Below are 8,195 nucleotides of genomic sequence, written 5' to 3'. Positions count from 1 at the left end.
CTCGTGCCGCACCACCACATCCACCACAGCCCGCTCCAACGCACCCCGATCGAGCACACCCGACAAACGCAACGCCAACGGAACGTTGTAGGTGGGCCCCGGGCCCTCCAGGCGATCGAGAAACCACAATCGTTGTTGCGCGTACGAAAGCGGCACCACCCCGAGCCGCGGCACCGGCACCACGGCGGGGCGCGCCTGCCCGGCGTCGCGCAAGGACGCGGCGAGACCGGCCACGGTGGGGCTCTCGAACAGATCGCGTAGCTCCGCCTCGACCCCCAGCAGTGCGCGGACGCGGGAGACGAGGCGGGTGGCGAGCAGGGAGTGCCCGCCGAGGGCGAAGAAGTCGTCGTCTGCACCGACCGCGGGCAGCCCGAGGACCTCGGCGAACAACCCGGCCAGCAACTGCTCGTGCGGGGTGCGCGGGGCCCGACTCGAACCCGCACCGCCGACCGGCCCCGGCACGGGCAGCGCGGCTTGGTCCAGCTTCCCGTTGACGGTCAACGGCACCGCGTCCAGGAGCACGAACGCCGCCGGCACCATGTAGTCGGGCAGCCGCTGTTCGAGATGCTCGCGCAGGTCGACCGGCCGCAGTACGGTGCCGGGCGCCGGCACCGCGTAGGCGGCGAGGCGTTTGTCCCCGGGGTGGTCCTCGCGGGCGACGACGACGGCCCGGGCCACGCCGGGGTGCGCCGTCAGCGCGGTCTCGATCTCGCCGGGTTCGATCCGGTGGCCGCGGATCTTGACCTGCCGATCGGCGCGGCCGCAGAACTCCAGACCGCTGCCGTCGACGCGCCATCGGGCGAGGTCGCCGGTGCGATACATGCGCTCTCCCGGCGGGCCGAACGGGCACGCCACGAAGCGTTCGGCGGTCGGGCCGGCCCGGTTCAGGTAGCCGCGGCTCAAGCCTTGACCCGCGATGTACAGTTCGCCGACGCAGCCGGGCGGGAGGGGTTGCAGACCGGCGTCGAGGACGTGGACGCGGGTACCGGTGATCGGCCGGCCGATCGGCGGTGTCCCGACCGCGTCGGGGGTCAGCGGGTCGCTGATGGTGGCGCAGACGGTGGTCTCGGTCGGGCCGTAGGCGTTGATCATCCACCGACCGGGAGCCCAACGGGCCACCAGGTGGGGCGGGCAGTCCTCGCCGGCGACGCCGATGTTCCCTGCCGACACCGCGTCCGGGGACAGTGCCGCGAGGACGGACGGGGGCAGCAGTACGTGTGTCGCGTTCAGGTGGGGATCGGTGAACACGGACAGTGGGTCGTCGGCCGGGGCGAGCACCAGCGCGGCGCCTGCGGTCAGGGCGGCGCACAGGTCCCACACGGAGGCGTCGAAGCTGGGTGAGGCCGCATGCAGGACACGGCTTTCGGTATCGATGCCCCACCGCTCGGCCGGTGCCGCGGCCAGGCCGGGAATGCCGATGTGGGTGACGACCACGCCCTTGGGGGTGCCGGTGGAGCCGGAGGTGTAGATGACGTACGCGGGGTGGCGGGGGTCGACGGCCACACCGGGGTCGGTGGCGGCACGCCCTTCGCTCATCGCGACCACCGTCGCCGCGGTGTCGATGCACACGGCGGGGCGGGCGTCGTCGAGCAGGTACCGGATCCGCTCGGCCGGATGCGCCGGGTCGACGGGCAGGTAGGCGGCGCCGGCCTTGAGCACCCCCAGGATCGCGGTGACCAGTTCGACGGAGCGGGGCAGGACGAGGGCGACGATGTCCTCGGGGCCGACGCCGCGGGCGATCAGGGCGTGCGCGAACCGGTTCGCCCGCGCGTTGAGTTCCGCATAGCTCAGGTTCTCCCGGCCCTGTACCAGCGCCACCGCGTCCGGGGCGATGCGCACGCGCGTCTCGAACAGTTCCGCCATCGCGACAGCCGGGAGTTCGACCGCCGGGGCGTCGTGGCCGGCCGACAGTTCGCGGCGTTCGTCCGGGGTGAGGAGGTCGAAGGTGCCGATGGGACGGTCCGGGTCGGCGGTGGCCATGGCGTCGAGCAGGCTCAGCAGGCGCTGCTGGTGGTCGGCCAGGTCGGCGTCGCCGTACCGACCGGGTGCCCCCTGCAGTTCCAGGTGCATGCCGGTGCCGTCACGCCGCTCCACCGCCCCCAGCGACAGGTCGGCGGTCGCTCCGCGGGCAAGGTTGCGGATGGTGCAGGGATGTCCGCCGAAGGTCAGCGGCCTCCCGAACGACATGACGTTGACCGCCAGCGAGAACCAGGTGTCGCCGGCGGCGGGCAGGTCCAGCTCGCGGACCAGGTCCTCGCCGCGGTAGCGCTGGTGCGGCACCGCCCGCTCCACCGCCTGATCGACCTGGGTGAGCAACTCGGCCAGCGGCATGCCCGGATGCACCGTCAGGCGCAGCGGCACGACGTTGGCCAGCGTTCCCGGAATCGTGAGGAGCCGGCGGTTCGCGCGGCCGGTGACGACCAGACCGATCACCACGTCCCGCTCGCCGGTCAGCCGGTGCAGGTAGACGGCGGCCAGCGCGACGACGAATCGCGACCTCGACACCCGGGCGCGCCGGGCCGCTTCCCGTAGTGCCTCCGGCCGTGCCGGCGGGCGCAGTTCGGTCCTGTGCGCGGTACCCGCGAGCGGATGCCCGTCGCCCGGGCCATCCTCCCCGCGCGCGAGGTCCGGTCGCGCGGGCACCGGCACCGATGCCGGGCGATCGGCGAGCAGCGCCGCCCAGTAGTCGCGGTCCGCGGCGTAGTCCGGCGAGGCCCGGTAGTCCAGGTCGGCCTGCACCAGATCCGCCAGTGCTCCGAAGGGTGACGGTGCGATCGGCTCGCCGGCCACCAGGCTCGTATAGATCTGGGCCAGGCGCTGCACGACGAGCGAGAATCCGAAGCCGTCCATCACGATGTGGTGGCTGGTGCCGTACCACAGCCAGCGTTCCGCCCCCAGCTTGATCAGGGCGCAGCGGAACAGCCGCCCCCGGGGCAGGTCCATCGGGACGGCCATGTCCGCCGCCATCCAACTCCGGGCCGCCGCTTCGGGATCGGCCCGATCGCTGACGTCGACGCCCACCGGTGCCCACTCCGGATCCGGGTCCACGATCTGCACCGGACCGTCCTTCCCGGGCCGGATGCACACCCGGAGCGCCTCCGCCTCGTCCAGCACCTGCCGTACCGCCGCCTCGAACAGCGCCGCGTCCACCGGCCCGTGGATCTCCACGCACTCGGCGACCCGGCCTTCCGAACCGCCGGGCGCACGCTGTTCGGCGAACCACAGTTCGCGCTGGGCGGCCGTCAACGACAACGTTCGGGGCTCGGGATCGGGGGCCGAGGCACGGCCTGTCTCGGCGTTTTCGTCGGTCTCCGGATCGGGGACGAACACGGCTGTGTCACCGGGGCTGGACATCGGAAACCTCCCAGGGGCTCGGACGTGGTTGTGCTCCGGCCGACCGGTCACCACGCCGTGACAGCCACCACACACATGTCCCATTAGAAGTAACTTTGTCCACATTTGTCGGCTGCCGCGCCGAACACGATCGCGAGAGCCGTCGCCCCGGCCCGGCCGCTCCCGCGCCGCAACGGACGCGTCGGGCATTCGGAACCCGCGCACGAAGGCGGCCCGTTCCGCCGGTGCGCCCACCTCCCGACCCGGTCCGGGTCGGCCTGCCGGTTCAAGAAGGCACAGGCCCGCGCCCCGTCACGACGTCGAACGCGTCGTCAGAACCGGTGCGCCCCGCACCGACCCCGGACACCACCGGAAGGGCGCCCGACCGAGGCGAACGGGTCGAAGCGCAAGCCGAGCAGCGGTCGTTTCGTCACGAGCCGAGCAGTCCGGGGAGAATGCGGCGCAACAGGCGTTCGAAGAGGGCGTCCCGGTCGGCGGGGCCGTCCGACGGTGCGGGGCCTGCGGTGGCCAGTGCGGCGAGCACGTGGGGATGGCGTCCCTCGGCGGCGACGGCGGCAAGGTGGGCCGCCTGTGCGGACGGGGTCGCGCCGCCGGCGGTGGTGGTCGCCTCGTGGCGGGCGAAGAGGGTGACGAGGCCGCCGACGAAGCCGATCGTCTCCAGTTTCTGCGAGCTGGTGCCGGGGGCGTGGGTCAGGATCGCGAGGGCGTGGTCGAGGTAGTCGATCGCGTTGGGCCCCAGCACACTGCCGCGCTGCGCGGTCAGTTCGAGCAGCCACGGGTGCCGGGCGTGTGCCGCCTTGGCCTGCAGGGCGAGGGCGGTGAGGTCGCCGATCCAGTCGCCGCCGGGTGCGGCGGACAGGTCGACCTCGCCGGTGACCGCGTCGGCCATCAGGTCCAGCAGGTCGTCACGGCTCGCCAGGTAGCGGTAGAGCGAGGCGGGTCCGGTGCCCAGTTCCCGGGCAAGGGCGCGCATCGAGACGGCGGCCAGTCCGTCGGCGTCGGCCAGGGCGACGGCGGCGGCGGTGATCTGCCGGCGGTCGCGTTCGGGTGCGGGTCCGCGCGTGCCGCGTTCGGGCCGTGACCACACGGTGGGTCGGGGCTCGTGTTCGGTCACTGTCGGAAACCTTCCTCGGCGTGCGGTCCTTGGCCTGCTGTAGTCTAATACTGCGAACACCGATCGCAGTTTATTCGTCCACCGAGGGAGCCCGCCATGTCCTGGACCGAACGCCGCTTCGCCCACAACGGAGCCGTCGACCTCGCCTACGACCGGTTCCGGGAGGGCGCGGACGGCGAGCCGCTGCTGCTGGTGATGGGTCTGGCGGTGTCCCGGCACTGGTGGCCGGAAGGACTGTGTGCGGCGTGGGCGGCCGCCGGATTCGCCGTCGCGCGCTACGACCAGCGGGACTCGGGCAACTCCACCCGGATGCAGGCGCAGACCTCGTCGGGCAACCCCTTCGCCGCGATTGCCGCCCGCCGCAGCGCGGCCTACACCGCCGAGGACCTGGCCGACGACGCGATCGCGGTCATGGACGGGCTCGGCTGGGAATCCGCCCATCTCTTCGGGCACTCCCTCGGAGGCGTCGTCGCCCAGCGCATCGCCCTGCGCCACCCGGATCGTGTGCGCACACTCACCTCGTCCGCGGCGCTGCCCAGCGACGTCGGCGGCCTGGGCGCCTTCCGGTATCTGCGCCTGGGCACCCTCGCCAGGTTCGCCCGGATCAAGCCCGCCGAAAGCCGGGAGGAAAGGATCGCCATGGGCCTCGCGGTCGCCCGTCTGTGTGCGTCACCCGGCTACCCCTTCGACGAAGTGGAGGCGCTGGAGCGAATCAGCGCCGACGTGGACACCGGCATCGCCGACCCGAAGGCCCAGTCGCGGCAGATCGGCGCGAAGTGGCACGGCCCGTCCCTGGCGGAGCTGCGGGTCCCGACGCTGGTGCTGCACGGCACCGACGATCCCCTGCTCAAGCCGTCCGCGGCCCACGCCACAGCCGCTGCGGTCCCCGGCGCACGCCTGGTCCTGCAGCCCGGCGTGGGGCACGACATACCGCGCGAGCGTCATGCCGCCGTCGCCGCCGAGGTACGGGCGCTGGCGGACCGGGCATCGCGATCCGAGGACCACCGGTAGGACGGCCGGGCCGGAACACGGCGGCAACGGTGGTGACATGACGCTTGCGCAGTGACAAGGCCGCGTGCGGTGACCGCACGCTGATCCGCGGACGAGGAAGCGAACGAGCGGCCCCCGGGCGGGGGATTATCGGGCGGGTCGCCGGTCGTTGCCTGTCAGCGGCTCACGGCTCGGAGCGCGGCCAGGCCGGCGGTGGTGCAGATGGCCAGGGCTTTGGTGCTGATGTTGGTGACGGTGTCGCCCGGGCCGTGGTAGTTGGGGTCGAAGGGCCGCCCGACGGTGCCTCCGAACAGTGCGGCTTCGCGGTCGTCCTTGAGGGCGGCGGGTGCGCTGCGCACGGTGTCGATCCCGGCGACGGGGATCCCGGCGTCGAGGAAGGGGACTTGGTCGGACATCCCGTCGACGGGTCCTTCGAGCCAGGGTTGGCCGATGGCGGTGAAGTGGTCGGTGAAATGGCGTTGCGGCCCGTTGCCGTAGACGCCGATGACATAGTTGGGGGCGGCGACCATGTCCAGGTTGAAGTAGCCGCGGATCGGCTGGAGCGGTTCGGTCTCGACGAAGTGTCGGGAGCCGCGCATGCCGTCCTCCTCGCCGCCCCACCAGCAGAACTGCACGGGACTGCCTGCGGGCTCGACGGCGAGGGCATGGGCGAGGTGGAGCAGCAGCGCGGAGCCGGAGCCGTTGTCGTCGATGCCGGGGCCCCGGGGGACGCTGTCCAGATGCGCGCCGAACAGGTACCTGGCGGCGGAGGCGTCCGGGGGCACGGTCAGCACGCTGAAGGTGTCCACATGTCGCCGGCGCAGCTCCAGTTCGACGCGCACCGTCGTACCGCCGGCGTTCATGTCCTCGCGCAGCGCGGTGGCGTCGCTGGAAAAGACGACGCTCGCCGGCGGCAGCCCGGCGTCCCCGGGAGCATCGAAGACCAGACCGATCGGGAAGTCGACCTGATCGAGGTGGAACAACACCGCCGCAACGCCGGCGGCACGGGCCCGGATCAGGGCCTGGCGGGCCGACTCGGTCTGATCCGCGGCGACCCGTTGCCTCCTGGCCGCCATGCCGCTGTGGCATCCGCCGCCGACGTGCTCCCGACGGGCGCCGCGCAGCAGGTTCGGGCGCAGTTGTAACAGCGCCACCTTCCCGCGGGCGTCGATGCCCTCCCAACTGTCCGCGGCGTCACCGAAGGCATCGCGCGGAATGACCAAGTCCCCGGTGTCACCGCCGGTCGGTGATGCCGCGACTCCGCCCGCCGCGACGTGAAAAACGCTGCGCGCTCGAGGGCGGACCTGTTCGACGGTGTCGCGGATGTGATCGGTTCGGTCGTAGCCGACCGCCAGACGCCGGGTACGGTATCCGGCGTCGCGCAGCCGGGCCTCCACATAGCACGCGGAGTAGTCGAAGCCGGGCAGGCCGGCACCCCGGTTGCCGCCGTGCCGGGCGGCGATCACATCCAACATCGCCAGATCCCGCTTGATCGGCCCGGCCACCAGCTCCGCGGCCGAACGAGCCCCGGCAGGCGAGCCGTACGCCCGCCCGGCCACGCCGGCCGAGGCCACCGCGCCCGCGCCCATCGCCCCCAACATCCGTCTCCGCGACATTCCCTCGGCCACCCGGCGTCCATCCTGTGAAGTCACTGTCCACTCCTTCCCGTTGCCGATGTGCGGGTGACCGGCCTCGGTGGGGAGACCGTCTCGCTCCCGCGCGCCGGAACCTCGTCACCGCTGCCGCTCTCCCGCCCGTCGTCGCACCCGTCGCTCGTGTGGTCACCACCCGCCGTAGCGGCGTGAGAGCAACAACAGGTCTACGCACCGACGGGTTGCCACGACGTCACCCGGATCGGTTATCCGGAGTTAACGCAGGCGCGCGTATAACCGATGGGGTTCATCCGAAGCCTGCGAATCGGGCCGTTCGGGCCCATTCGTGCTCTATTCGTGCTCCATTCGTTCCCCACCCTCCCCACCCCCTTCCCCGGCTCGAAACGGAGCGACAAACCTTGCAAGTTCTGGTGACCGAGGACGAGGAAATGCCGGAGCGGGTGTGGGACCGGACCGTCGACCCCTTTTCCGACATCGCGCGGGTGACCATGTGCGAGCTGCGCGCCGAACCGGGCGACCCGCAGGTCGTCCGGCCCGTACCCGGCTCGGGATCCCTGATATGAACAGCCCGCGCACACCTCGTGGAAGCGGCCGGAGGGCATCCCGACGGAGCGGCCCGGCGACAGGCAGGCGGCTGCTCTCGGGCGTGCGGCTGCCCTACCGGAGGCTGTTCCGCCGGCCGTCGGCGCGGGCCCGACTCACCCTGTTGTACGGCGGCATGTCGCTCGTCGTCGGCACGGTGCTGCTGGGCATCGTGTACTGGTTCGTCGGCCGGCGGCTGTCCGAGCGATTGCCGATCGCGCTGGCGAGGACATTGAGGATCACCACGTCCCCGACCACGGACACAAACGAAATCGCCCCGGTCTGCGTGGGTCGGGCCCAGCCCGCGCAACCGTTGCAGGGTACGCAGACCCCGGACAACACGGTCCCGGCAGAGGCGATCCAGCGGGCCGTCGACACCGGCCAGAACGTGACGATGAGTCAGTTGCTGACCGTGCTCATCGCGGCTCTGCTGCTCCTGGCCGCGAGCTCGATGCTGGTCGGCTGGTGGATGTCCGGCCGGGTGCTGCGTCCGGTGCACAGGATCACCGCGACGGCACGCCGACTGTCCGAGCACAACCTGC

The 8,195-nt window shown here is 72.0% G+C and carries 5 protein-coding genes and 1 pseudogene; 3 read left to right on the top strand and 3 right to left on the bottom strand.

The genetic code is table 11. The annotated features are described in order from the left end of the window. Positions 1-3,354, bottom strand: a 3,354-nt coding sequence (locus ABZ374_RS47510) for an amino acid adenylation domain-containing protein (RefSeq protein ID WP_360324793.1), incomplete at its 3' end; no start/stop codon positions are given. 409 nt (positions 3,355-3,763) lie between these two features. Next, entirely contained in the window at positions 3,764-4,468 is a 705-nt protein-coding gene (locus ABZ374_RS47505) for a TetR/AcrR family transcriptional regulator C-terminal domain-containing protein (protein ID WP_360324790.1), read from the bottom strand. A 96-nt stretch (positions 4,469-4,564) separates the two neighbouring features. Here ABZ374_RS47505 and ABZ374_RS47500 point away from each other — a divergent pair, with 96 nt between their 5' ends. Further along, complete coding sequence (locus tag ABZ374_RS47500) at positions 4,565-5,479, top strand: alpha/beta hydrolase (RefSeq protein ID WP_360324787.1); 915 nt, start codon at positions 4,565-4,567, stop codon at positions 5,477-5,479. Between the two features lie 155 nt (positions 5,480-5,634). Here ABZ374_RS47500 and ABZ374_RS47495 read toward each other — a convergent pair whose 3' ends face one another. Continuing rightward, the gene (locus tag ABZ374_RS47495; protein ID WP_360324784.1) at positions 5,635-7,110 is read right to left on the bottom strand and encodes a M20/M25/M40 family metallo-hydrolase; all 1,476 of its coding nucleotides are present in this window, start codon (positions 7,108-7,110) and stop codon (positions 5,635-5,637) included. A gap of 359 nt (positions 7,111-7,469) precedes the next feature. On the opposite strand from ABZ374_RS47495, the gene ABZ374_RS47490 reads away from it, so the two are divergent. Continuing rightward, positions 7,470-7,634 carry a hypothetical protein gene (locus tag ABZ374_RS47490; RefSeq protein ID WP_360324781.1) on the top strand — a complete coding sequence of 55 codons (165 nt, stop codon included), beginning with the start codon at positions 7,470-7,472 and terminating at the stop codon, positions 7,632-7,634. 83 nt (positions 7,635-7,717) lie between these two features. After that, positions 7,718-8,195, top strand: a pseudogene (locus ABZ374_RS47485) (two-component sensor histidine kinase); the annotation flags it as partial.

The organism is Embleya sp. NPDC005971 (assembly GCF_040629175.1).
In the GTDB taxonomy this organism is placed as follows: Bacteria; Actinomycetota; Actinomycetes; order Streptomycetales; family Streptomycetaceae; genus Embleya.
This window is presented reverse-complemented; position numbering and strand designations above follow the sequence as displayed.

What these genes read in the sequence shown, in the direction of transcription:
- ABZ374_RS47500 (WP_360324787.1), top strand. Translation starts at nt 4,565, where the DNA reads ATGTCCTGGACCGAACGCCGCTTCGCCCACAACGGAGCCGTCGACCTC.